Genomic DNA, 23,075 nt, shown 5'->3' on the forward strand with positions numbered 1-23,075 from the left:
GGACTCTCGGCAAGCAACTCAGCACGCGCCGTTTGGTTTTTTAAGAAATGAAGTGATTACAACCAAGCAAAGTTTTGCAAAGTTGCAAAAGTGGCGATTTGGCGTAATGGGAAACAGGAACGCGCGGTTTTACGCGGTGTCGTGCGAACTTAGGGGAATAGAAAAGCCGGACAGCCTTAAGTTGAATTTACTGACTGTGCGGTAAAACGAGGGATAAATCTTAAAACTCGTTGGTGCCCAAAAGAGGACTCGAACCTCCACACCTTTCGGCACAGCGACCTCAACGCTGCGTGTCTACCAATTCCACCATCTGGGCATTCCACAGATTGTCATGTCCATGCACTCAAAACAAAATCGCATGGAACCAATAGAAAGGGATTGAGGAGATAACCACAATCCCTTTCATGACAAATACTGGTGCGGCTGGCAGGAATCGAACCCACGACCCCTTGGTTCGTAGCCAAGTACTCTATCCAGCTGAGCTACAGCCGCAAAGCGCGGGAGTATAGCATGCAGAAGGCAAAATCGGAAATCTGATCATGATGACAATATTCCAAAATGGCTATGTCGTTGTACGAAGTCCAGCCAGCATGGACGTAATAGCTATTCGTTTAAAGTCCATTTAATCGAGCCCCCACGCATCGAAAGAATTTTCGACCGAGCATAAACCGAGCCGCTGATCTGAAAGCTCCAAGCGTGTTGTGTCAGGTTTTTCCCGCAACCAGTTCACCTGGCGTCATCCCCATCTGCTCGCGAAACGCGGCAACGAAAGCAGACATGCTTTCATATCCGCAGGCTAAAGCCACGTCGGTCACGCGGTCGCCACGTTCAAGCAACGGTAAGGAACTAAGCAGCCTTGATCGCTGCCGCCAGCGCCGGAAACTCAAGCCTGTTTCCTGGACAAATAAGCGGCTGAGCGAGCGTTCCGACAGCTGCATTTGCTGGCTGTAGTCGGACAGATTTTTGCGACTATCCGGCTTTGCCTGCAGTTCCTCACACAACTTTCGGAGGCGCCGGTCATTCGGCCATGGTAGAGCGAGATCAGCCTCCGGTGCCGCAGCTAGCTGATCAAGCAGGACACGGGCGAGACGTCCTTCGCTGCCCTCTTCGTCGTATTCAACGCGAAACTCACTAAAGGTGCGGATCAGTTCCCGCATTAACGGTGTTACCACGAGCACCCGACACGCAGGATGATAGGCAACTGCATCCGGATCGATGTAAAGGCTTCTGATTTCTGTGTCGGGCGCACTGCGTACGGAGTGCGATACGCACGCGGGTATCCAGATTGCGCGATGTGGCGGCGCGACGAACCGCCCTGTTGCGGTGGATACTTCAATGACACCACGAATTGCATACGACAGTTGCACCCACTTATGAATATGCCGATGTCCGATAGCAACGTTTGGAAGGCCCTGAACGCTCCCATAGACTGGTCTAGGCAACGCGGTCAGGGCGTCGAGCTCAGCTTGGGAAACAGCAGACGTGTCCGATTGACGATGTTTCATATCAGTTTAGCGATAAACGTTCGCAAAACAACACGGTAATGTATCGGCAGTCGCCCTGCAAGCGGGTTTTATATTTGATTTTATGGTTCTCATGTCACGTCTGCGTTCCTTATTTGACAACTTCACCGTGTTACTTATCGTGGTGATCGCTGTCGCCAGTTTCTTCCCGGTTTACGGTGAAGGTGCGGTGATCTTCGAGGCGGTAACAAGCTTTGCCGTTGCTCTTCTCTTTTTCATGCACGGAGCCAAACTGTCACGGCAGGCGATTATTGCCGGTGCGATGCATTGGCGGCTGCACGTGCTGGTTTTTGGATTTACATTTGTGCTTTTCCCCGCTATTGGCTGGGCGCTCAAGCCTGTTCTGGAACCCTTGCTTGGCGCAGACCTGTACATGGGGGTCCTGTATCTGTGCGTATTGCCGGGAACCGTCCAGTCAGCAATCGCATTTACCTCGCTTGCCCGCGGCAATGTTCCGGCAGCCGTATGTAGTGCCTCCGCATCCAGTCTGATCGGGATTGTCGTTACGCCGCTTTTGCTGAGCATCCTCCTGCACGCAAACGACACGGGGCGTTCTACCGTGGACGCCATCGTTCATATCGCGGTTCAGTTGCTGTTGCCTTTTCTAGCTGGTCATCTTCTACGCCCATGGATCGGGCAGTGGATCGAACGGCATCGCTCAACGCTGGCTCGCGTGGACCAGAGCTCAATCCTGCTTGTGGTCTATACCGCTTTCAGTGCATCCGTGATCGGTGGCCTGTGGCAAGCCGTGCCTCCTTTGGCGTTGATCTCATTAACGTTGGTATGCTGCTTTTTGCTTGCCCTACTGCTTTTTGTGACGACGACCATCTCACGCTCATTAGGGTTCAGCAAGGAAGACGAGATCACGGCCGTTTTCTGTGGATCGAAAAAGAGTATGGCTACCGGTGTTCCGATGGCGCACATGCTGTTCGCGGGTGCTTCGATCGGTCCGCTCCTGTTGCCGCTGATGATTTTTCATCAGATCCAATTGATGGTCTGCGCGGTGCTGGCACAGCGATACGCGCGGCGCGATAACGCGGCGGATGTCGGGGCAGCATTCGCTAAATAAATTACCACGTAAGTCCGGGTTGCCGGACAAGCTGCGTGTGCTGACGAACGTCTGTTGTTTTCTGCGAGGTGGAAAATGAAGCAGCCCCGAAAACGTCTGCCCAGGGAAAGCATTGTGGGCACTATCGAGTCCCCGCCAACTGCAAAACATTTTTCACTAACAACGGATGGCAAGATTCCATTCAAGTTTCCCGCACAGTACAGAACTTCGGTGTCAGAATTCATGGTTCGACGGACGGGCAGTACCAATGCTGTAGGCAAGTTTCTGCTTGAGCGGTACAACGACCGGGTACTGTGGACTGCGACGCACCCCATACTTCTCTGTAGGGCAGACAGCCGGGCTTGCCATCGAAAGATCCTTGTTCCGGTTGACTTTACCGAGAGAGCGAGAATTGCAGCCGAGTTCGCTGTCGCCTGTTTTCCTTACGCCCAAATTGTCTTTCTGCACGCCTTTCATGGGCCTGAGGACTCACTGCATGAGGCTAGTCGTGCATCGGGGGATATTTGTTCGCAACGTCTGAATTCACATGAGCAGATAATTGCGAAATTAGTGCACTTCACCGATCAACTTCAGCCGTTTGACAATCTGGTATCTCACGTTGCACATTTTGGCCCTACGTTTTCCGTGATCGCTAATTACGCCGCCAGGATGGACGCGGACCTGATACTGATCGCCCCTCAAGAGCAGCGAGGTCTGAAAGACATTCTGTTTGGAAGTGCAGCATCACGTATCGCAAACTGTACCAGCGCCGATGTGCTGGTTGTGCCGCGCCGAATGAGCAAGCAAGGCATTTCTCCGGCGGCTCCCAACGGTACGACACGTAAGCCCCAACGGATAATGCCCGCGCTGTCCTCTTACAAACTCTAAGAACCGCTTTCGTCATGTCGCGGAGGAACTGGTCCGTGCGGCGATGAACACAGGGTATCCCGGCACCGACGCGATTGGCTGAAATTGCATATCATCATAGTAGAAACTGCGCGGATTCCTCAGCAATTCCGAGGGCCGCATTGATGTGTTTCGTTCACCGCCATTTGAAAAGGATGTCTCGTGGGTCTCGATCCACTTCACAGAAAGGGTAGCATGGACACGAAGAAGGCATTAGTCGACTTAACGCAAGCACTGAGGAGCCTGCACCAGGCGTTGGTGAAAGTTGTACAGAAAGACTATGAGCGTGAATGGGGGCAAGTCGACGCCAGTCAACTGTTACAGCTTTTGACCCGCCATCCGCAGTTCGAATGGCTGCATGGGCTTAGCGAATTCATGGTTGATGTCGATGCACTGAGCGACGCTGAAACTATCGATGAACCGAGTGTTGTGGCAATCTACGCCCAGGCGCGCCGACTGATATCGTCGGACGACGATAACCCCCTGGAGTTCACCAGGCGCTATCTGGACGTTCTTCAAAACGATCCGGCACTAATAATCGAACATGCAACAGTACGGCGTATTCTTAATAGCCTTTAAAACGGACCGTTTATCCTGAAGTATCAACGGTCGCACTTTTGCAACTCCGGCAACGCTTTTTGTTTTAGGAAGCTCGTCATATGGCATGATGTCTTGGGGTGTCAATTAAAAAATACGTCTTATCAAGCTTTTGACGGCGACGTTGTGCCGTAGAATGCAGTAATATTGATGTAAAGCAATTTAGTGGTGTGTCGTCAGCGATTCCAGCAATGCAAGCAGATCCTGTCTACTGACTAACCAATTCACAATCGGCATGACATCACAACCTGACGCAGTCGCCAATACCATATCAGGATTGAAAGTCCTGGTCCTTGAAGACCAATCCTTCCAGCGCAACCTGCTGGTTGGTGTCCTTCATCATCTCGGCATTACCGCTGTCGAAAGCGCAGGTGACGGCTCCGCAGCATTGGATGCGCTGAAACGAACGCAAGGTGAATTTGACGTTGCGATCTGCGATCTCCGCATGGAGGGCATGGACGGCATCGAATTCATCCGCCGCGCAGCCAACTATAGCGTCAAGTCCTTTATTGTTACTTCTGCAATCGACACCAGTTTGCTGGCTTCTGCCGAGGCGGTATTGCGCAGCTATAACACCAGGTTGCTTGGCGTGCTTCCCAAGCCGGTAAACATTGATTCTCTAAAGGGCATGCTGGTCGATTGCAAAAAGGCCGAGGCGCAGGAGGCGACGGGTTCTGCGAGTGCCGTTAAGGTGGTGCATACCACCTCAGAGATCCGTGAAGGATTGACCAAGGACCAGTTTATTCCCTACTTTCAACCGAAATTCTGCCTTGAAACCGGCATGCCCAGTGGTGTCGAAATGTTGGCAAGATGGGCACATCCGGTTTTTGGCATTCTGTCACCTGCAGCCTTTGTGCCGGCGATGGAAGAAGCAGGCTTGATCGATGCATTGAGCGACAGCCTGTTTTCACACGCCTTAAAGTGCGCCAGGGAGTGGTCGCAGATTGGTTGCGATATCGGCATGGCAATCAATCTTTCGCCGTTAACACTGCAAAATACTGATATGCCGAACCAGATCGGCAGCCTCGTACGGCGCTACGGCATTGCGCCCGGCAGGATCACAATCGAAGTCACCGAGACCGCAGTGTCACAGAATGTGTCAGGGCTGATGGAGTCGCTGACAAGATTGCGCATGCAAGGCTTCGCCATTTCAGTCGATGACTTCGGGACAGGATATTCATCGCTGCTTCAATTGAGCGAAATGCCTTTTACCGAAATCAAGATCGATCGCAACTTCGTCTCGGGCGCAACCGAAAACCGAAAAACGACGCTCATCGCCGAGTCGATTGTCGACCTGGCGAAAAAACTGGATTTGCATACTGTCGCGGAAGGCGTGGAAACCCGTGCCGAGCTTGACTTCATCCGCAAGCTCGGTTGCGAGACCGGTCAGGGCTACTTCCTTGCCAAGCCGATGAATCAGATGGACCTGATGAAGTTCCTCGCATCGGCCCGGCGGCCTGGTTAGTCGCGTCGGATGACTACGGGATTTCGGGATTCGGGACGCGGGTCCAGAACTGATCTTTCGGAAAGGGCGATCAAACGACCCGAACTGGAGCAAGCTGTAATCAGGCTGGCAATCGGTCTCCTCCTGATCAGTTATTACACCTTCGGCACTTGGGGTTCGCCTCAGCGGCAGGAAGCATGGTGGCTGGTCAACGACCTCGTCATGGCGCTCTGGCTGGTTGTGTGTATCAGCCTTATCGTCGCCATCCGTATCGGCAAGCCCTACAGCACCTTCCGACGGATCGCCGCGATCACGACCGATGTCGCCAATACGACTTACTTTATCTACGCGACACCGGATCTTGCCGCGCCGCTATTCTGTCTTTATCTGTGGTTCATCATCGGGCACGGATTTCGGTTTGGCACCGCTTATCTGTATTACACACTGACGCTCGCGTTTGCGGGGTTTACAACAGTCGTGGCAACGCAGTCTTATTGGGATGACAAGCAGGCAATCGGCTTCGGACTGGCCGTTGGCATGGTCGTGATTTCGCTTTACCTCGCTACGCTGGTTCGGCGACTGACGCAGGCACTCGCAACGGCAGAAGCAGCAAACCTGGCTAAACGTCGTTTCGTGTCGTCGGTCAGCCATGAAATGCGCACTCCGCTGAATGCCATTATCGGCATGTCGGATCTATTGCGAAGCACTGAACTGAACCGAGACCAGAAAGAAATGGTGCGTAGCCTGGACAGTGCGTCCAAGCTCTTGTTGGCGTTGGTTGATGACGTGCTGGATTTTTCAAAGATTGAAGCGGGCAAGCTGACTGTCGAGGCCACCGCATTCGATCTGGTCACGGTGATCGAAGATACGCGCAGGTTGTTCAGGCACCAGGCAGAAGAAAAGGGGCTCGACCTGCGGATAGAAATACAGAGAGACGTACCATTGCAACTGGTCGGTGATCCCACTCTCCTGCGGCAGGTTCTGACAAATTTCCTGTCAAATGCAATCAAGTTTACAAGCCAGGGTTCCGTGACCCTTCGCATTGCCGCACTCGCAGTGCAGGATATGCAAGCGCAGATTTTGTTCGAGGTCGAAGATACCGGTATCGGCATCAATCCCAAGGCAAAGGCCCATATTTTTGAAAGCTTTACACAAGCCGACCCGTCAACGACGCGCAAGTATGGTGGGACCGGACTTGGCACCACGATTGCGAAACAGCTGGTCGAGTTGATGGGTGGCCGCATCGGCTTCCGCAGCGTCGAGGGCATGGGAAGCACTTTCTGGTTTGACTTGCGCTTTGGGCGCCATGCCGATACACATACCCCTACACATGCCCCTACTTTCCTTGCTGAGCCATCGACAACGTTGATATCGGCTTCACCGGTCAGTTTACGCACACCTGATTCATTCAAGCATTACACAGTCCTGATTGCCGATGACAACGAAACCAACCGGCGCGTGGTGGCTCAGATACTGGAACGCGCGGGACATCACGCCGAGACGGTTGAGAACGGAGATGAAGTGCTCGAAATACTTGAGCACCGCACATTCGATCTGGTCATCCTGGACATGAATATGCCGGACATGAACGGCATCGATGTCTTCCGCGCCTATCAATACACGCGCCCCGCCGGCACTCGCTTACCCTTCATCATGCTGTCTGCCGACGTCAGCAACGAGCTTCAGCAAGAATGCCTGGGTGCCGGTTTTGATGCATTTCTTTCCAAACCGATCCAATCTGATGTCTTGCTCAAGACCATCGGTGAACTTGTCACTGCAATTCCGGCCTCAGTGCCTGAGCCTGCCCCCGAACCGGATACATCGGTGAGTAACTTTGTCGATTTTTCCACCCTGGATCAGCTTGACCGGATAAGCCATACCCGTGATTTTGTCGACGGCCTGATTGACGATTTTTCAACCGAAGTGGCAGTAATTATTTCGAGAATTGAAAACGCACTAGCACTGCAGCGCCCTGCCGAAGCAAAACGTATTGCACATGCCCTGAAGGGCACCGCATTGGGTGTGGGCGCAATCGGCCTGTGCGCCGTCTGCGAACGCATAGATAAACTTGCAATATCCGACCTTGTCCAGAACGCCGGGCCGGTCGTATCCGAACTGCGCAGCGCCCTCTTACGAACTGATCATTTGCTCGTTCCCTATCGCAGGTCACGGCATGCCACACCTTCATCGACGCGTCTTCATTGATCAGCGTCTCTGATCAAACCACCCTTATCATCAACAAGAAACAACCAGGAACACCATGTCATTTTTCATTGAACTGATAGAAGCAACCGACACCAGCCGCCGTGAAATGGAAGCGCTGCCTAAAGTACAGGACATGCTGAACGGCCGCATGACCGAAGACGCCTACAAGGCCTTCCTGATGGATCTTTACCATATTGTCTGGCACTTTTGCCCCATCATGGCCACAGCAGCGAGCCGCTGCCCAGACGGGTTTATCGATGTGCGCAATCACCTGTACCATAATATCGACGAAGAAAAAGGTCATGAGAATATGGTCCTCAACGACCTTGCGCATTTCAATGTGCCTGCCGAAATTGCAAAAAATGCAATGCCATCTCCCAGCGTGCAAGCGATGATCGCTTATAACTACCACGTGTCGGAACGGGTCCATCCTTGCTGCGTACTTGGTATGTTGTACGTGCTCGAAATTATCTCGTCGGTATATGGCGGACAGGTTGCATCGTCGATAGCCAATGGTCTGAACAAACCCCTTCCGGATGGCTTTTCGTTCCTTGAGTCGCACGCCTCAATGGATCTTGACCATATGGCCCGGCTTCGCGAATTGTTGCAAACCATCGAGGACGAGTCCGTCCAAAAGATGGTCATCAACGCGATTCATATGAACTTCTACCTGTTCAGCCAGTTTCTTTCGCAATAAGACGGTCAGGTTTTTCTCTTTGCTGCCGGCGCGCGGCCATCAACCGGCCGGCAGCACGATGGTAATTTAAACAACTGCATTCATTTAAGGCAAACTTCATTTACATTAGTCCCGCAGCACTAACTCTTAAAAAGGACTAAATAATGAATGCTTTAACTGATGTCAAATTCCTCCAACCTCATCGCCACACTATCGGCAAACCTTACAAACAGGTCGTCGTCGAATACGATCGTGAAACGAAGGCTGTGTGGACCTACCTGAACCCCACCGGCACTCCTTGCTTCAATCTGGGTCTGTTGAATGATTTGATCGATAATCATAAATCGTTTAAGGCCAATGGCGGCAAGGCCATGTGCGAAGGCTCTCTTGAGCCGATTGAGTACTTCGTCGGCGCGTCGAAAACGGAACATATCTTCAACTATGGCGGTGACCTTGCGTTATTCGTCTTACTGATCAAGTCCCGGGATCGCCAGGCACTGCTGCACTATGCCAAGATGTGTATCGACTGCCTGCATGGTCGCCTGACCAGTTACGATACGAACGCGGTGACGATTTCACTTATACAGGGCGATGCACTCGGCGGCGGGTTTGAATCGGCGTTAAGCAGCAACGTGATCATTGCCGAAGAAAGCAGTCGGATGGGTTTTCCGGAAATCCTGTTCAACCTTTTCCCGGGCATGGGTGCGTACAGCCTGCTTGCGCGTCGCCTCGGTGCAAAAATGGCCGAAGAAATGATCTTGAGTGGAAAAATTTACAGCGCATCGGAACTACACCAGCTTGGCTTGGTGGACGTGCTGGTACCCGACGGTCAAGGCGAAAACGCAGTGTACGACTTCATTCATACCAACAACCGCAAGAAGAACGGCATGCGCGCAATGTATGAATGTCGTCGGCATACCAATCCTGTTACCTATGATGAGCTCATGAACATCACCGAAGTCTGGGTCGATGCTGCCCTAAGGCTCGAAGACCGGGATCTTAAGATGATGGGACGACTTGTACGGTCGCAGCAACGTCAGCTCGCATCACGCATGGAAGGACAACCGATCAATCCAGCCAACGACTTTGTGGAGTGACAGCCAGAAGATTTTTCTGTGTTGTAGGCCTGAATTGGCCGACTGAGAACTCATATCAGTTCCAACCCGTAGCATAACCAGTAATGTCGATGGTTTTTGCTTTGCAAGGCGCAGGAGGAGCCAACAGCCCTGCTGCTGACCCCGAATGCGCCGTATCCGTGCGCAATATGAGGCGATCTCATGTTGCGTTATGGGTTGGGATTGGTATTGCGTTCCCTGTAGCACGAGGTCGCGTCTCACCCACCTGCCGGAATGAGCCGAAGGCTTCGGCCCTTGTTTACTCATTCCGATCAATTTGACGCGGATCAATCAAATTCCCTTTTGCGCACGTACGTTAACGTTCTTAAGCAGCAAGAGAGAGATACTGCTCGTAGAACGACTAAACATTGTGATTCGAGTCGCTGTAGTTGCATCATGATGTCGGCACAGGAACGCAAATATTCCCCTGTAATCCCCTGTACCTTGTGTACGCCGGGAGAAAACCTATGGACACATCAGCACCTGAACCCGGCAAGACGGAACGTCTTGGTAGCGCCTGGCTTGGGACCATTCCGCACGACGACCCCTGGTACCACGGGACTGCAGACAGTCTGGATCGTGCATTCAACGCCTATCTGGGACGTTTGACGGCAAATATTTCGCCGGCTTCGCTATGGTTGGCGTACTGCGATTGGATTATTCATTTACAGCTTTCCCCTTCCAAGCAGCATCAGTTACTACTTGAAGCATGGAGGAAATATTGGCAGTGGCAGTCGCTCCATGCACACTCTTTCCTCCATTTAGAGGATGTGCACCGGCAGCGCGTTGAACCGCTGCCACAGGATAAGCGCTTCGCGGGCGAAGGATGGAATCAATGGCCGTTTGACGTGTTTTCACAAGGGTTTTTGCTGACGCAGCAGTGGTGGCATCGTGCAACAACCGGTGTGGTCGGTGTGTCTCGTCACCACGAGCAGGTCGTGACCTTCGTTGCACGCCAATTGCTTGACACACTGTCGCCATCCAATTATCTACCTACCAATCCGGACGCGATTCAGGAGACCGTCCGCAGCAACGGAGCGAACGTGGTCCGTGGCGCGGTCAAGGAATGGAAAGATATTGAAGCTTTGATGACGGGCATTCCGCATAGCTTTGCGGACGACCTTTGCGTCGGCAAGTCGCTGGGAATAACCCCGGGCAAAGTGATTTACCGGAACCGCCTCATTGAATTGATCCAGTACACGCCGACGACATCTGCGGTGCATGCCCGCCCTGTCCTCTTTGTGCCGGCATGGATCATGAAATACTACATCCTCGATCTATCGCCTGAAAACAGCCTGGTGCGCTACCTGGTCAACCAGGGTTATACGGTATTCATGATCTCATGGAAAAATCCAGGTGTTAAAGACCGCGATTTGTCCATGGAAGACTATCGTCAGTTAGGCATCATGGCGGCTATCGATGCCATCACGGGAGTCACCGGCTGCGACAAGCTCAATGCAGTCGGCTACTGCCTCGGCGGCACCCTGCTGTCGATCGCGGCAGCAACCATGGCCCGCGACGGCGACGAGCGCCTGTCGAGCATTTCACTTTTTGCCGCCCAGGTGGACTTCACCGAGCCGGGAGAGCTTTCCCTGTTTATCGACGAGAGCCAGATCGCGCAGCTCGAAGCAAGTATGTGGGATCAGGGATTTCTCGATACCAAACAGATGGCAGGCGCTTTTCAGCTATTGCGCTCGAACGACCTGATCTGGTCACGCCGGTTAAACCAGTATATCCTCGGGCAGCCTGAGCGCCGTAATGATCTTGCCGCATGGAACGCCGACGCGACGCGCATGCCATACCGCATGCATTCCGAGTATTTGCGTCGCTTGTTTCTAGGAAACGACTTCGCCGAAGGAAGGTACCGGGTCCACGGAAGAACGATCGCAATCACGGATATCCGTGTCCCGATTTTCGCGGTTGGTACATTAACCGATCACGTTGCACCATGGCGGTCGGTATTCAAGATCCACTTGCTTGCCGATACCGAGGTGACATTCCTGCTGACCAGCGGTGGCCATAATGCGGGTGTGGTCTCGCCACCCGGGCAGCCGAAACGAAGCTATCAGGTAGCCCGGCATCGGCACGACGATGCCTACATCGATCCCGACACATGGGAAGCGATGGTGCCGACAACTGATGGCTCGTGGTGGCCAGCATGGGAATTGTGGCTGAAAGCAAGTTCGGGTGAATCCGTGCGCCCGCCGCCCATGGGTAAAGCCCTATGCTCCGCACCCGGCACCTACGTAATGGTGACGTAAGGAAAACCGCGCGAGGCCATAGACTGGCCTGTCACGTCACTGCGAAATGCACAGCGGTCAGAAGCACACCGATAAACGCGCTCACCGTAATCAGTGCGCAGCCGATGACGTAGACATAATTAAATCCGCCTGCGACATCCTCATCGAAATCCTTGCGTCGGCGAAGTCCGATGAATGACCACGCAATTGCAATCATCGTGCTCATAAAAGATCGGGCATTCGTTGTGTTGTTGTTCCTGTCGGTCATAGTCAATACTCCTTTTAGTTAATGCACGCTTCTACCCTTGATCGGAGCCGGTGCACGGTCGCAGGAACAGGCATCCGGAAGCACAAGAAGAATCCATGATTGCTTTTCCTGATGTCCCTTTCCTCGCTACGTTTTTGGTCAGCGCACGTAACCATCAAATCCATGAATACCTGGTCGCGTTTCTAATCTGCGGGTATGCCACGAAAACGCATGACGTCGATCGGGGTGACCATAGGACTGTCATTTCCCCAACTTGTCCGAATATAAGAAACGACTGCGGCAATCTCGTAATCGCTTAGCGTTGTGCCAAATGGCGGCATGCCATAAGGTCGCGGATTGCCGTGTGTCACAGGCGCGAATCCTCCATTGAGGACGATGCGTATGGCGTTAACCGGTGACGGCGCATGCAACGTGGAACTGCCGGCTAACGGGGGATAGGCGATGCCCGCACCTTTTCCGTTCGCCAGATGGCATTCAGCGCAGTGACGTTCGTAAAGGCGCCCGCCGTCCTCGAGAACGGCAGTTGCTTCAGGCGATCTTTCGGTCGGAGCGCTTCGTGCTACGGGCATGGTGCCAGGCGCTATGGATTTCAGGTAGATGGCCATCGCCTCGATGTCGTCACCCGACAGGTGCTGCAGGCTGGTGCTGACGACTCCTGCCATTGGACCAAAAGCGGCTCCGCGTGCCGACACCCCGGTATGCAGAAAATCCCTCACATCCTTAACCCGCCAATCGCCAAGACCTTCCTCGCCGCTTGAAGTCAACGCGGAGGCATACCAGTTTGACACCGGCATCATTCCTCCGGCCAAATCATTTTTCGTTGAGCTGGCACCTAGTGCGTTTCTAGCGGTGTGGCAGGCGCTGCAATGGCCAAGCCCTTTTACCAGATAGGCGCCGCGGTTCCATTGTGCATTCTGGTGATCGGCGGGCACATATTCGCCCGGGCGAAAGTACAGTCCCCGCCATGCAGCTAACACAATCGGTTGGTTATATGGGAAACGCAAGGCATGTGTGCGATTCTCCTGCCGCACGGGAGGAATGGTTTTCAGATAGGCGAACAGCGCATCCGAATCCGCGCGCGTGACGTTGGTGTAATTTGTATAAGGGAATGCGGGATACAGCAGGCGGCCGCTCTTCGATTTGCCATGATGCAGCGCTCTCCAGAAATCGTCGGACGACCAGGTGCCGATTCCAGTCTCTGGATCGGGGGTGATATTGGACGTATAGATGTCACCATACGGCGTACTGATAGCCCGCCCGCCGGCATACGCCATGCCGCCACGTACGGTATGGCACGCCATGCAGTTACCTGCACGCGCAAGGTAGCTCCCACGCGAGGCCTCACCAGCCATTTCGGTCGGCGCGCTGCTTGTGCTTACTTTCAGCGGGTCGACAAACATATCCCGCATCAGTATGAAAGCCGGAATGGCAACAAGGATGAAAACACCGGCAACTATCGGCAATAAAAATCGTTTCATGTGGGCTCCTAAGCTCCTGACTTCCTTGCATCCTTCATCGTTACGGCGCACTGCCGCAATCCAGCGGCAGTTTCATGCTCGCGGCCGAGGCAGGCGTCATATCATCCGGCACGGGTTGAGATGCCAGCCATGCGGACACTGCCTGAATATCGGCCGGCTGCAGAGCCCTGCTGATCTGTGCCATGCAATCCGGGATGGCTGCGTGCCTGGCACCCGACTTCCATGCACCGAACTGCGCGTTCAGGTAATCCCTCGGTAGTCCGACAAGACTGGGAATATTCGATGTGGCGCCAGTCAGATTCTTGCCGTGGCAAGCGATACATGCGGGGATGTTGCGCGACGCGTCACCGTGAATGACCAGTCCGCGTCCATGCTCCAGCGTCGCCCGGGAAAACGCTGACGGCTGTGCGGGCGGATATGGCAGTTGCTGGTCAGCGAAATACTGAGCGATCTCCTTCAGGTAAGCATCCGACATGTGCGCAACCATGGCATTCATTAACGGATACTGGCGCCGCCCTTCTCTGAAGTTGACAAGCTGGTTGTACAGGTAGCCCGCCGGCTTGCCGGCAATACGTGGAAAAAATCCGTCCCGCGTTGCACGTCCCGCCTTGCCGTGACATGCCGCGCACGCGGCGACGCGCTCGGCGGTTGTATCAATTTGCCGAACGGTAGGCCCGGAATTCGAGCCGGGTCGGGTCAAAACGCTGGTGTCATTCTCTGCCGCATGGCCAATACCGATGCATAGCAAAGAGATTAGGATTGCGATAACTGTTGTCTTGGCTGTTGACATGAGGACTTGCCTGACATCGCTTTCGGTCCAAATGCTGGACGTCTGAAGGGAATTGCAAAAGGGTATGTGCACTATGCTGCTCCGCCAATGATGTAACGCTCGGGAGTTGTTATGGCTTCCCGATACAGAACGATTCTGAGCCGGTCCAGACGGAGAAAACAGATTCAGCCGGCGTATATTTTTGCAGATCAGATGCGGTCGAAAAGCTGCTATGCGCAGGACTATTGGTAATCCTGAGCACTTTCCTGAGCAGCCCGTCCTGGATCCCTGCTCTGTCGCCAATGCAAGAAATTTCGGTAATCCGTCTATCTGATATGCTGTTTTTGCATCTGCCTGCATCTGTTCTTGGCGAACGATGTATCGCACACTTTGAGGGGGTTTGACGCCAGACTCCGCAATGATGAGCGCCATACACCCAACAGGCTCGCACACGGCCGAAGGATAAGGATGATCAGTTACAGGAAGCGATTGACATGGTTTGACAAAGGTCCGCCACTTGCCGGTTGAAACGGCGTTGCAACCACCTTGGAATAAGTAAATTCATGAAACGTTACGAGGCATTAGCAGAGGAAATCGCGCAATCTATCCGCACCGGCGTGATGAAGCTAGGTGATCGCTTGCCGTCGGTACGTCATGCCAGCGCAAGCCGAGGCGTCAGTCCGTCCACGGTGTTCGAAGCCTATTATCTGCTGGAGGCGCGCGGGCTGATTCGAGCCCGCGAGCGTTCCGGTTATTTCGTTACCGCGGGTGGCAAGGCCCTCCCACCCGAACCGGGTATTTCGCAGCCCATACACGGTGACGCAACAGTCGTCGATGTCAGCAAGCGGGTCTTCGATATCCTGAGATCGACCAAGCTGCGGGATGTGGTCCCGTTTGGCTCCGCCTTTCCCAGCCCGCATCTGTTCCCCCTGCCGCGCCTGGCACGTGCCATGGCGTCAAGCATTCACCGCATGGACCCATGGAGTACACTGGACGATCTTACGCCAGGCAATGCGCAGCTACGTCGCCAGATCGCGCTGCGCTATCTGGCGGATGGCCTGCATGTGCATCCTGATGACATCATTATCACGACAGGCGCGCTCGAAGCGCTGAATCTTTGCCTCCAGGCGGTCACGCGCCCCGGCGACGCCGTCATCATTGAATCGCCCACGTTCTATGCCGCGTTGCAGGCGCTCGAACGCATCGGGCTGCGTGCCATCGAAGTGCCAACGCATCCACGCGAAGGGGTGGATCTCGATGCGCTCGCGCTGGCAATCGCGCGACACAAACCAAAGGCTTGCTGGCTGATGACCAATTTTCAGAATCCCTTGGGAAGCCTGATGCCGGACGACAAAAAAAAGGCACTGGTAGCGCTGCTTGCCGAACATAACGTGCCGCTCATCGAAGATGACGTCTATGGCGAACTGTATTTTGGAAACAAGCGCCCTGTTCCGGCCAAGGCATTTGACGCCAAGGGACTGGTAATGCATTGCTCATCGTTTTCCAAATGCCTCGCCCCGGGATACCGTGTCGGCTGGACCACCCCGGGCCGGTATGTCGACGATGTCGTGCGTCTCAAGTTGACCATGACTCTTGCCAGCTCTGCGCCTGCACAGGTCGCGCTGTCCGAGTATCTTGCCAAGGGCGGTTATGACAAACATCTGCGCCAGTTGCGGCACACCCTGGAAGCCAACCAGACCGCAATGATGCAGGCCATCGTTCGGCACTTCCCGCGCGGCACCAAGGCAACGCGTCCATCAGGCGGGTATTTTCTGTGGATAGAACTGCCCGGCAAGCTGGATACGCTGGAAATTCAAAACAAGGCGATCGCGCTCGGCATCAGCGTGGCGCCGGGCCCATTGTTTTCGGCGCATCGCGACTTCAGCAACTGCTTGCGCCTGAATTACGGACATGAATGGGATGCGCGTGCGGAGCAGGCTGTGGCAACGCTGGGACGATTGGTCACAACGTCAATGGAGAATCACCGAACGGGTTGATCCCTGTGCTCTCTAATTTGATTGTTGTACGTAGCTTTGTTAGTGCGCTCACCTAGAATTCCAAGCGGATGCGTGCCCGTTAGCCTGTCCCGGGATAGCGCGGCTGCCACCTACGAAACCAGTGGGAGTCACAATCGCTGTCGCTGACGATGTGCGTGAGCCATGGCTTAAACCGATAGAGACGTCAGCGTCAGATTTGAGCGTAAATGGTGACGATGTTTGACAGAAGATGGTCATAGCTGCCTCGCTCATGCACAAACCATTCGTCAAGTTCCGACACGCTGACCACTTCATAGAGTCTGAATTGCTGCCAACCCTTGTCGCGTTCGGCATGGCCGGTGCCGCCTACCTGATAGCAAATCAGCAGCGCGTCGCCAAGCTTGTCCAGGCCGTATACGCAGGGCTCAACAATCCGATCTCCACCGTAATACCTTAGCTTGAGTCGCCGCTTTGCCTCGATCGCTCGTACGATAAGTGGGTTCACTCGCTTCTCCCTGGCTTTGCCCATGTTCTGTGGCATGGGTTTCATCGTATTGAGAATACAACAATTTCATACGGGAATCGATCTATTAATTAAATAAAATATGGAGGTTTTCCCAGTCCGGTGCTTTGCGCCCCATATCGGTGCGCAGGTGGTCTTTATTCATTGCCCGATGAGGAAAGCTTTATCGGGTTACCTCCCATAAACATGTCATATGTTTCCAGGATATGGACTTCGCAAAATACGCGAACCCGGCTTTCGGTCGAAGGTCATTAAGCACATGACAGGTAAAAAATCCACGCCTTTTCCCGTGACCCCGGATGGCCGTTATTTTGTCGTGCGCGGACGGTTGTGGAGGACAACCAATCCATCGCTTGACGAGGAAACACGTCGGCACCTCACTGCGGAACTGATGCGCGCACGGCGCGCCGTATCAGCCGCCCTGCGTGCTGGAGACGCGCAACAACTTGCCATGGCACGTATGTCCGTCGATAAGGCGAAAATCGCATTAGGCGAGCGCGGCCCGGTATGGTGGGATGACGGAACGCCGGACTTCAATCGGCATCTGGCCAAAAATACACCCTATGCAGGATGGTACAACCTTATATTGATGACGCCGAGTTAACCGAGAAAACGGAGTATCGTCGCTGCTCCTGAACGCAAATTTTACTTGCATATACAATTGTTGCATGTAATATGCTTGCATATGCATCTTTCGATGCAAAAGTACCGGACCTCGATATGACATCCAATCCAGCCCGGCCCGAGGGTTGCACCAACTTCAAACTGCGCCAGCTGATGCGCAGCGTGGGCCAACATTATGATGCAGCGATGCAGCGTGCCGGCCTGAAGAGCACCCAGTATTCCCTGCTCTCACACATCTTGAAGCTTGGCCCAATCCAACCGAACGTCCTTGCCCGCTCCATGCGGATGGACGCGTCAACATTGACCCGTAATCTGCGCCCGCTCGCCGATGCGGGCTGGATTGTCATCGGCGCCGGGACAAACGACAGGAGTCGCAGCATCAGCATTACAGAGTTGGGGCGGCAGAAACGCGAAGAAGCGCAGCATCACTGGAAACAAGCGCAGGAAACGCTTAATCGCACCTTGGGCGTGGAACGGGTGATTGCCCTGCATGCACTGATCGACGATTCCCTCGATCTGCTTTCCACCCTCGATACGAAGACCGAAGAGTAAACACGCCGCGTCACGGCAAAGAGACGGAAGCCCAACATGAACGAAACCCCTTCGCTGGATCCCCGCACCCGCCTTTTGCTAGAGGCTCCCATCTTGCCTACGCTGCTGCGTCTGGGGGCACCCAATGTCCTGGTGATGGTGGCCCAGGCATCGGTTGGTCTGATCGAAACCTATTTCGTCGGAAAACTCGGCACCCAGGCCTTGGCGGGCATGGCATTGGTCTTTCCTGTCGTCATGCTGATGCAAATGATGTCTGCCGGCGCCATTGGTGGCGGCATTGCATCCGCGATTGCACGCGCGCTGGGTGCCAAGCGTCGTGACGATGCCAATGACCTTGTCCTGCACTCAATGCTGCTCGCGGTGTTGTTTGGACTGATTTTCATGCTGGTCGTACTACCGGGCGGCAACTGGTTATACGGCAAGATGGGCGGTAGCGGCGCGGCACTGGACGCGGCACTGAAGTATTCCAATTGGGTGTTTGCCGGTGCGGTTATCGTATGGATTTTCAATTCGCTGGCGGCGGTAATCCGTGGCACCGGCAACATGGCGGTTCCGGCGATCGTCACCTGCGCCGGGGTGGTCGTACTGGTTCCTCTTTCACCACTGCTGATTTTCGGCTGGGGACCAATTCAGGGTATGGGGATCGCAGGAGGCGCAGCGGCTCTGTTGTCGTATTACCTGGTGGGCAGTATCGCTTTGGCCTGGTACCTGTGGTCGCCACACAGTCTGCTGCGTCCATCATTCGAGGCAGTCCAGTTTCGCTGGACACTGTTCAAGGATATTCTCCGTGTCGGCCTGGCGGGCGCGATCTCGACCGTCGCCACCAATCTCGCGATCGGTATTACGACCATGCTGGTCGGCGGTTTCGGCACCGCCGCCATTGCCGGTTATGGCACCGCCTCCCGTCTTGAATATCTTCTGGTACCGCTGGTCTTTGGTTTCGGTGGCCCACTTGTTGCCATCGTTGGCACTTGCATTGGTGCGGGCAAGCGTGAGCGCGCACTACATGCCACCTGGATCGGGGCAGGTATGGCAGCAGTCATTACAGAGGCAATCGGCCTGTGGGCAGCAACTTTTCCCCATGCCTGGCTGACCTTGTTCGACAGCGATCCGGCCATGCTCGACGCCGGCACGCAATACCTGCAAGCGGTCGGGCCGGTATATGGCCTGTTTGGCCTAGGCTTGACACTGTACTTTGCTTCACAAGGTGCGGGACGTCTCAAGTGGCCGGTCGCCGGCAATGCGGCGCGGCTGGCAGTAGCCGCTATCGGCGGTTGGGTCGCCTTGCGGTACGGCGGAACGCTGATGCATATCTTTGCCGTCCAGGCGGTAGCATTGGTGATCTATGGCCTGATCAACGCATTGTCTATCGCGGGTGGAGCCTGGTTCGGTCCAATTGGATGGCCAAGCAGTCCATCAACCTTGATGAAACGCTTGCAGCAAAGCTGAGTGCTCGTGCGACACCGCGACGGTGCGTGGTGTGATTATGGACAGGTATGTAGCGCCACACATGATCAGATGCTTCGGACACACCCTTCTTCCATCCACATTTCCAGTGGAAAACCATGTGGATATCTTTAAAGTCCTCTCATCCAGGCCTTTTGTTTATGCGGTGAGAGGTACTTTGCTGAAAAATCAGGCAGTGCCATGGGCGCCGGCCTCACGGGCTGCAATCGATCGAATTTATGTCCACGAATAGAGAATCCACAAAAGCCTGACGGCAGACTGATGCTATTTTTGCCATGTAGGCGCTACCGACATTTTCAGGTCATATCGGTATGGCATCAATCGCTTGCCTGCACATGCCGTCGTTCATCGTCAGGTGTGATGTGAGATGCCGCTTCATGACCGTATGTCTGGTCCGCTCCGGAAAATTAAGCATTGGAGGAAAGCAGTGAATTCCATTCAGGACAACGGAGAATCATGGACAACTTCGAATCAGATCAGGAAGATGCTTTTTCCTGATGTGATCATTGAACGCGTCGATAAGGAAACCGAAGTAATCGTGGAGGAAGCCATCGCCTTGCTTGGAACGCGTGGCCTCCGTGAGGCGTCCGAGTTCATTTATGCAAGGAAGGTCCCGCTCCACGTTGCCAAGCGTGTGTTGTTGCATCCTGCAGAGCGCCGCCGGGCGAAAGCTAGTTAAGTCATTTTCCGTTTTTACTTTTTTTTCTGCGGCTCTTCTCGTAATCTGAGTTGAGTGACCTGAAGAACATGCCTGCATCGCGCTCGAACCCCATCCTGCTATGGCTGGTCGCGATCGGCTTCTTCATGCAAACCCTGGATGCCACTATTGTGAACACCGCCTTACCGGCGATGGCTCGCAGTCTTGGTGAAAGTCCCCTGCGCATGCAATCAGTGGTGATTGCCTATTCATTGGCGATGGCCATGCTCATCCCTGCTTCAGGCTGGCTTGCCGACCGTTTCGGGACGCGACGCATTTTTCTCGGCGCACTAATCCTTTTCAGTATTGGGTCACTGTTGTGTGCGTATTCAGAAAGTCTCTCCTACCTTGTCGCTTCCCGTATCGTCCAGGGAATAGGCGGTGCAATGTTGCTGCCGGTTGGCCGCCTTGCCGTACTGCGTGCCTACCCGCGGGAACAGTTTTTGCAAGCGATGAGTTTCGTCACCATCCCCGGTCTCATCGGACCCTTGATCGGCCCGACCCTCGGCGGATGGCTCGTGGAATATGCGTCGTGGCACTGGATCTTTCTTATCAACATCCCGATAGGATTGATCGGTTGCCTTGCCACATTGACGTCGATGCCGGACAGTCGCATCGGGGTTGACGCGCCCTTCGATTTCGCGGGCTATGTCCTTCTGACCTCCAGCATGGTCATGATTTCATTGGCGCTGGATGGCTTATCCGAACTGGGGTTCCGCCACGCCACCGTAATGATCCTGATGATTTTCGGACTAGTGAACCTCGCTGCCTATTGGCTACGTGCGGTACGCCATCCGTCGCCATTGTTTTCGCTGGATCTCTTCAAGATCAACTCGTTCAGCGTCGGGGTCATCGGCAACCTTTTTTCGCGTATCGGCAGCGGCAGCATGCCGTTTCTGATTCCCCTGCTGTTACAGGTTAATCTTGGGTATTCCGCATTTCAGGCAGGCATGATGATGATCCCCGTGGCGGCAAGCGGCATCCTCATCAAACGCATAGGCCCTCCGCTGATCGCACGTGTTGGTTATCGCCCTGTGTTGATCGTCAACACGGTGCTCGTGGGCATCACGATCGCCAGTTTTTCCTTGTTTTCCGAACGCCAACCGTACTGGTTGCAGCTGGTGCAGCTTGCCGTGTTCGGTGCAGTCAATTCCATGCAATTTACTGCAATGAACACACTGACCCTCAAAGATTTGAGCGGTCCGCTCGCGAGCAGCGGCAATAGCCTGCTGTCCATGGTAATGATGCTTGCCATGAGTCTTGGCGTCGCGGCAGCCGGAGGGTTGCTGGCTACATTTGGCGGATTCTTCGGCTCTGCACCGGGTGGACAATCGCTAGCTGCTTTCCACGCAAGCTTTGTGTGCATGGGCCTTATCACCATCGCCTCGGCGTGGATCTTCTGGCAACTGTCTCCCGATGTGACGAGTGACAAGGGCGCCATAGCGAAAGACGAAACCGAGCAAGGTTGATCTGATACTTATCCCCGCCCCCGTAGTTACCGTGCCTAGCGCCTATCGCGTAACGGGTTTGCGCTGTAGGCTCATATAGCTAGCTCGCACCGCCATCAGTCCCACAAAATACCGGCGTTTGGAAATTTTTGATGCAGATCATGGTTTTGCAACATCTGAATGCATAGCATCCGCAAAGAGCATCAACGATTCGACGGCAGGCATGGTGTGCATGCATTCACCACGGTGTGCCGGCAACCCTTTCACACTTCGAGACAAGTGAGTATCAGTATGCGTTTGCGTTCTTCCCACGCCTCCGTCAGGTCGATTCAGGCAGACCATGATCTGCTCGACGCAGTCATACAAGCCATGGTGCAAATCGTGCGTGCCATTGACAAAGGGGGTAAAGCGCCTGACCTGAAGGTGTTTCGGGCGATGCTTTTTTACATCCGCGAATATCCGGAGAAAATGCACCACCCCAAGGAAGACCATCTCTTGTTTCCGATTGTGCGAAAGCGCACGGATGAAGTGGATCAGGCCATCACGGAACTGGAAGCCCAGCATACGCTAGGCGACCGGCTGGTGCTGCATCTGGAGCATGCCCTTGCCCGCTACGAACTTGAGGGTAAGCCGGCGTTTGAGACTTTCTATCTGATGGTCGAACAGTACGCCGGCTTTTACTCGGCGCACATGCGTCTTGAAGAAGACAAGATACTGACGACTGCGGCGGAGGTCCTGACCGACGAAGACTGGAAAAAGCTGGATGCAGCCTTTACCAATCATGAAGACCCGTTGATCGGCAGCCAGTACAAGGACAGCATGGAGAAGCTTTTCTCACTGATCGTTAACCTTGCTCCCTCTCCGATTGGCGTAGGTCCGGCGCTGTAACTAAGAGCGCCTATCAAAATGACGATGGCAAGGCGCGCCGACGAAGACAGTACAGGCGTACGGGTAGGAGCCTCCGCGGCCCCGAACAACGCGGCAAGCGACATTTTGATAGGCGCTCGAAGAAGCAGACGAACGAGACGCAGCGATGCATGGCTTACCCTGTATCCCTTTAACAAGCTCATGTTGCGACGCATTTTGCCGCACACCTTGCGTTCGCTTTAGCAGTGAGAAACTCGTTATACGCTTCCGATCTTTACGCCCGCCTTTCAGAGGCTGCCTGCTTCCGCGGCGTCGCCGGTTCCTGAAGGTTGCGCAGGGCCTCTCTGCCCTGGGTTAAGCCCCTGATCGCCGGGATTATGTTGCTTTACAGGGACTTCACCTGGGGACGTGGCTTTCTCCCGCTCCGCTGCTTCAGTCGCCGCATCCCTTGTATCGGACTGAGCGTCTTGCTGTCTGGTACTTTCTGCCATTGCGTTCTCCGAAAATTTAAATCGAGCTTATTTTCGATAGAACCATTCGGAGGTAGAAAGTTTGGACAACAAGCACAATTAAAGAGTATCGGTGCCGAGGCACAAGCTGTGATCCCGACACCGTTACACCGACGGCATTTGGGTCAGCGCTTTCCAGAAAA

Annotated in this window: 21 protein-coding genes and 2 tRNA genes; 15 read left to right on the top strand and 8 right to left on the bottom strand. The window is 54.3% G+C overall.

The window, feature by feature from the left end:
- Positions 1-231 precede the first annotated feature (231 nt).
- From ACFQUU_RS20280 to ACFQUU_RS20290, 3 genes are all read right to left on the bottom strand, one after another.
- Positions 232-316, bottom strand: a tRNA-Leu gene (locus ACFQUU_RS20280).
- A gap of 99 nt (positions 317-415) precedes the next feature.
- Positions 416-492 (bottom strand) — tRNA-Arg (locus ACFQUU_RS20285).
- Positions 493-704: 212 nt separating this feature from the next.
- Positions 705-1,505 (bottom strand): AraC family transcriptional regulator, encoded by an 801-nt coding sequence (locus ACFQUU_RS20290; protein WP_382249935.1) that lies wholly within the window; start codon positions 1,503-1,505, stop codon positions 705-707.
- A gap of 91 nt (positions 1,506-1,596) precedes the next feature.
- Between ACFQUU_RS20290 and ACFQUU_RS20295 the strand changes: the two genes are divergently transcribed.
- The 8 genes from ACFQUU_RS20295 to ACFQUU_RS20330 all read left to right on the top strand — a co-directional run bounded on the left by ACFQUU_RS20295 (position 1,597) and on the right by ACFQUU_RS20330 (position 11,775).
- Positions 1,597-2,592, top strand: coding sequence for a bile acid:sodium symporter family protein (locus ACFQUU_RS20295; protein ID WP_382249936.1), 996 nt, complete (start codon positions 1,597-1,599; stop codon positions 2,590-2,592).
- A 75-nt stretch (positions 2,593-2,667) separates the two neighbouring features.
- A complete protein-coding gene (locus ACFQUU_RS20300) occupies positions 2,668-3,459 on the top strand; it encodes a universal stress protein (RefSeq protein ID WP_382249937.1) in 792 nt (263 codons plus the stop codon).
- 213 nt (positions 3,460-3,672) lie between these two features.
- Positions 3,673-4,056, top strand: coding sequence for a hypothetical protein (locus tag ACFQUU_RS20305; RefSeq protein WP_382249938.1), 384 nt, complete (start codon positions 3,673-3,675; stop codon positions 4,054-4,056).
- A gap of 253 nt (positions 4,057-4,309) precedes the next feature.
- Positions 4,310-5,539 carry an EAL domain-containing protein gene (locus tag ACFQUU_RS20310; RefSeq protein ID WP_382249939.1) on the top strand — a complete coding sequence of 410 codons (1,230 nt, stop codon included), beginning with the start codon at positions 4,310-4,312 and terminating at the stop codon, positions 5,537-5,539.
- 9 nt (positions 5,540-5,548) lie between these two features.
- A complete protein-coding gene (locus ACFQUU_RS20315; RefSeq protein ID WP_382249940.1) occupies positions 5,549-7,723 on the top strand; it encodes an ATP-binding protein in 2,175 nt (724 codons plus the stop codon).
- A gap of 55 nt (positions 7,724-7,778) precedes the next feature.
- Positions 7,779-8,420: a TenA family transcriptional regulator gene (locus ACFQUU_RS20320; RefSeq protein ID WP_382249941.1), complete on the top strand. Its 642-nt coding sequence runs from the start codon at positions 7,779-7,781 to the stop codon at positions 8,418-8,420.
- 143 nt (positions 8,421-8,563) lie between these two features.
- Positions 8,564-9,496: a crotonase/enoyl-CoA hydratase family protein gene (locus ACFQUU_RS20325; protein WP_382249942.1), complete on the top strand. Its 933-nt coding sequence runs from the start codon at positions 8,564-8,566 to the stop codon at positions 9,494-9,496.
- A gap of 485 nt (positions 9,497-9,981) precedes the next feature.
- Entirely contained in the window at positions 9,982-11,775 is a 1,794-nt protein-coding gene (locus ACFQUU_RS20330; protein WP_382249943.1) for a PHA/PHB synthase family protein, read from the top strand.
- A 31-nt stretch (positions 11,776-11,806) separates the two neighbouring features.
- Here ACFQUU_RS20330 and ACFQUU_RS20335 read toward each other — a convergent pair whose 3' ends face one another.
- The 3 genes from ACFQUU_RS20335 to ACFQUU_RS20345 form a co-directional block, all read right to left on the bottom strand.
- Positions 11,807-11,980, bottom strand: coding sequence for a DUF2970 domain-containing protein (locus ACFQUU_RS20335; protein ID WP_382249944.1), 174 nt, complete (start codon positions 11,978-11,980; stop codon positions 11,807-11,809).
- Positions 11,981-12,204: 224 nt separating this feature from the next.
- A complete protein-coding gene (locus ACFQUU_RS20340) occupies positions 12,205-13,500 on the bottom strand; it encodes a c-type cytochrome (RefSeq protein WP_382249945.1) in 1,296 nt (431 codons plus the stop codon).
- 40 nt (positions 13,501-13,540) lie between these two features.
- A complete protein-coding gene (locus tag ACFQUU_RS20345) occupies positions 13,541-14,290 on the bottom strand; it encodes a c-type cytochrome (RefSeq protein WP_382249946.1) in 750 nt (249 codons plus the stop codon).
- Positions 14,291-14,832: 542 nt separating this feature from the next.
- On the opposite strand from ACFQUU_RS20345, the gene ACFQUU_RS20350 reads away from it, so the two are divergent.
- Positions 14,833-16,266 (top strand): PLP-dependent aminotransferase family protein, encoded by a 1,434-nt coding sequence (locus tag ACFQUU_RS20350; protein WP_382249947.1) that lies wholly within the window; start codon positions 14,833-14,835, stop codon positions 16,264-16,266.
- Between the two features lie 190 nt (positions 16,267-16,456).
- Here ACFQUU_RS20350 and ACFQUU_RS20355 read toward each other — a convergent pair whose 3' ends face one another.
- Complete coding sequence (locus ACFQUU_RS20355) at positions 16,457-16,750, bottom strand: hypothetical protein (RefSeq protein ID WP_382249948.1); 294 nt, start codon at positions 16,748-16,750, stop codon at positions 16,457-16,459.
- A gap of 277 nt (positions 16,751-17,027) precedes the next feature.
- Here ACFQUU_RS20355 and ACFQUU_RS20360 point away from each other — a divergent pair, with 277 nt between their 5' ends.
- The 6 genes from ACFQUU_RS20360 (at position 17,028) to ACFQUU_RS20385 (ending at position 22,444) form a co-directional block, all read left to right on the top strand.
- On the top strand, positions 17,028-17,372 hold the full coding sequence (locus ACFQUU_RS20360; protein WP_382249949.1) for a hypothetical protein: 345 nt from the start codon (positions 17,028-17,030) through the stop codon (positions 17,370-17,372).
- A gap of 116 nt (positions 17,373-17,488) precedes the next feature.
- A complete protein-coding gene (locus tag ACFQUU_RS20365) occupies positions 17,489-17,944 on the top strand; it encodes a MarR family winged helix-turn-helix transcriptional regulator (protein WP_382249950.1) in 456 nt (151 codons plus the stop codon).
- A 36-nt stretch (positions 17,945-17,980) separates the two neighbouring features.
- Positions 17,981-19,393: an MATE family efflux transporter gene (locus tag ACFQUU_RS20370; RefSeq protein WP_382249951.1), complete on the top strand. Its 1,413-nt coding sequence runs from the start codon at positions 17,981-17,983 to the stop codon at positions 19,391-19,393.
- Positions 19,394-19,838: 445 nt separating this feature from the next.
- A complete protein-coding gene (locus ACFQUU_RS20375) occupies positions 19,839-20,090 on the top strand; it encodes a hypothetical protein (protein WP_382249952.1) in 252 nt (83 codons plus the stop codon).
- Positions 20,091-20,158: 68 nt separating this feature from the next.
- The gene (gene mdtD, locus ACFQUU_RS20380) at positions 20,159-21,577 is read left to right on the top strand and encodes a multidrug transporter subunit MdtD (protein ID WP_382249953.1); all 1,419 of its coding nucleotides are present in this window, start codon (positions 20,159-20,161) and stop codon (positions 21,575-21,577) included.
- 258 nt (positions 21,578-21,835) lie between these two features.
- Positions 21,836-22,444: a hemerythrin domain-containing protein gene (locus tag ACFQUU_RS20385; RefSeq protein ID WP_382249954.1), complete on the top strand. Its 609-nt coding sequence runs from the start codon at positions 21,836-21,838 to the stop codon at positions 22,442-22,444.
- Positions 22,445-22,710: 266 nt separating this feature from the next.
- Here ACFQUU_RS20385 and ACFQUU_RS20390 read toward each other — a convergent pair whose 3' ends face one another.
- Positions 22,711-22,914, bottom strand: a complete 204-nt coding sequence (locus tag ACFQUU_RS20390) for a hypothetical protein (RefSeq protein WP_382249955.1) — start codon at positions 22,912-22,914, stop codon at positions 22,711-22,713.
- Positions 22,915-23,075 lie beyond the last annotated feature (161 nt).

It is taken from the genome of Herbaspirillum sp. GCM10030257 (assembly GCF_042666555.1).
Classification (GTDB): Bacteria; Pseudomonadota; Gammaproteobacteria; order Burkholderiales; family Burkholderiaceae_D; genus Noviherbaspirillum.

Excerpts from the sequence above, each read along its gene's own strand:
- ACFQUU_RS20290 (WP_382249935.1), bottom strand. The coding sequence starts at position 1,505 with ATGAAACATCGTCAATCGGACACGTCTGCTGTTTCCCAAGCTGAGCTC.
- ACFQUU_RS20295 (WP_382249936.1), top strand. The coding sequence starts at position 1,597 with ATGTCACGTCTGCGTTCCTTATTTGACAACTTCACCGTGTTACTTATC.
- ACFQUU_RS20300 (WP_382249937.1), top strand. The coding sequence starts at position 2,668 with ATGAAGCAGCCCCGAAAACGTCTGCCCAGGGAAAGCATTGTGGGCACT.
- ACFQUU_RS20305 (WP_382249938.1), top strand. The coding sequence starts at position 3,673 with ATGGACACGAAGAAGGCATTAGTCGACTTAACGCAAGCACTGAGGAGC.
- ACFQUU_RS20310 (WP_382249939.1), top strand. The coding sequence starts at position 4,310 with ATGACATCACAACCTGACGCAGTCGCCAATACCATATCAGGATTGAAA.
- ACFQUU_RS20315 (WP_382249940.1), top strand. The coding sequence starts at position 5,549 with ATGACTACGGGATTTCGGGATTCGGGACGCGGGTCCAGAACTGATCTT.
- ACFQUU_RS20320 (WP_382249941.1), top strand. The coding sequence starts at position 7,779 with ATGTCATTTTTCATTGAACTGATAGAAGCAACCGACACCAGCCGCCGT.
- ACFQUU_RS20325 (WP_382249942.1), top strand. The coding sequence starts at position 8,564 with ATGAATGCTTTAACTGATGTCAAATTCCTCCAACCTCATCGCCACACT.
- ACFQUU_RS20330 (WP_382249943.1), top strand. The coding sequence starts at position 9,982 with ATGGACACATCAGCACCTGAACCCGGCAAGACGGAACGTCTTGGTAGC.
- ACFQUU_RS20335 (WP_382249944.1), bottom strand. The coding sequence starts at position 11,980 with ATGAGCACGATGATTGCAATTGCGTGGTCATTCATCGGACTTCGCCGA.
- ACFQUU_RS20340 (WP_382249945.1), bottom strand. The coding sequence starts at position 13,500 with ATGAAACGATTTTTATTGCCGATAGTTGCCGGTGTTTTCATCCTTGTT.
- ACFQUU_RS20345 (WP_382249946.1), bottom strand. The coding sequence starts at position 14,290 with ATGTCAACAGCCAAGACAACAGTTATCGCAATCCTAATCTCTTTGCTA.
- ACFQUU_RS20350 (WP_382249947.1), top strand. The coding sequence starts at position 14,833 with ATGAAACGTTACGAGGCATTAGCAGAGGAAATCGCGCAATCTATCCGC.
- ACFQUU_RS20360 (WP_382249949.1), top strand. The coding sequence starts at position 17,028 with ATGACAGGTAAAAAATCCACGCCTTTTCCCGTGACCCCGGATGGCCGT.
- ACFQUU_RS20365 (WP_382249950.1), top strand. The coding sequence starts at position 17,489 with ATGACATCCAATCCAGCCCGGCCCGAGGGTTGCACCAACTTCAAACTG.
- ACFQUU_RS20370 (WP_382249951.1), top strand. The coding sequence starts at position 17,981 with ATGAACGAAACCCCTTCGCTGGATCCCCGCACCCGCCTTTTGCTAGAG.
- mdtD (WP_382249953.1), top strand. The coding sequence starts at position 20,159 with ATGCCTGCATCGCGCTCGAACCCCATCCTGCTATGGCTGGTCGCGATC.
- ACFQUU_RS20390 (WP_382249955.1), bottom strand. The coding sequence starts at position 22,914 with ATGGCAGAAAGTACCAGACAGCAAGACGCTCAGTCCGATACAAGGGAT.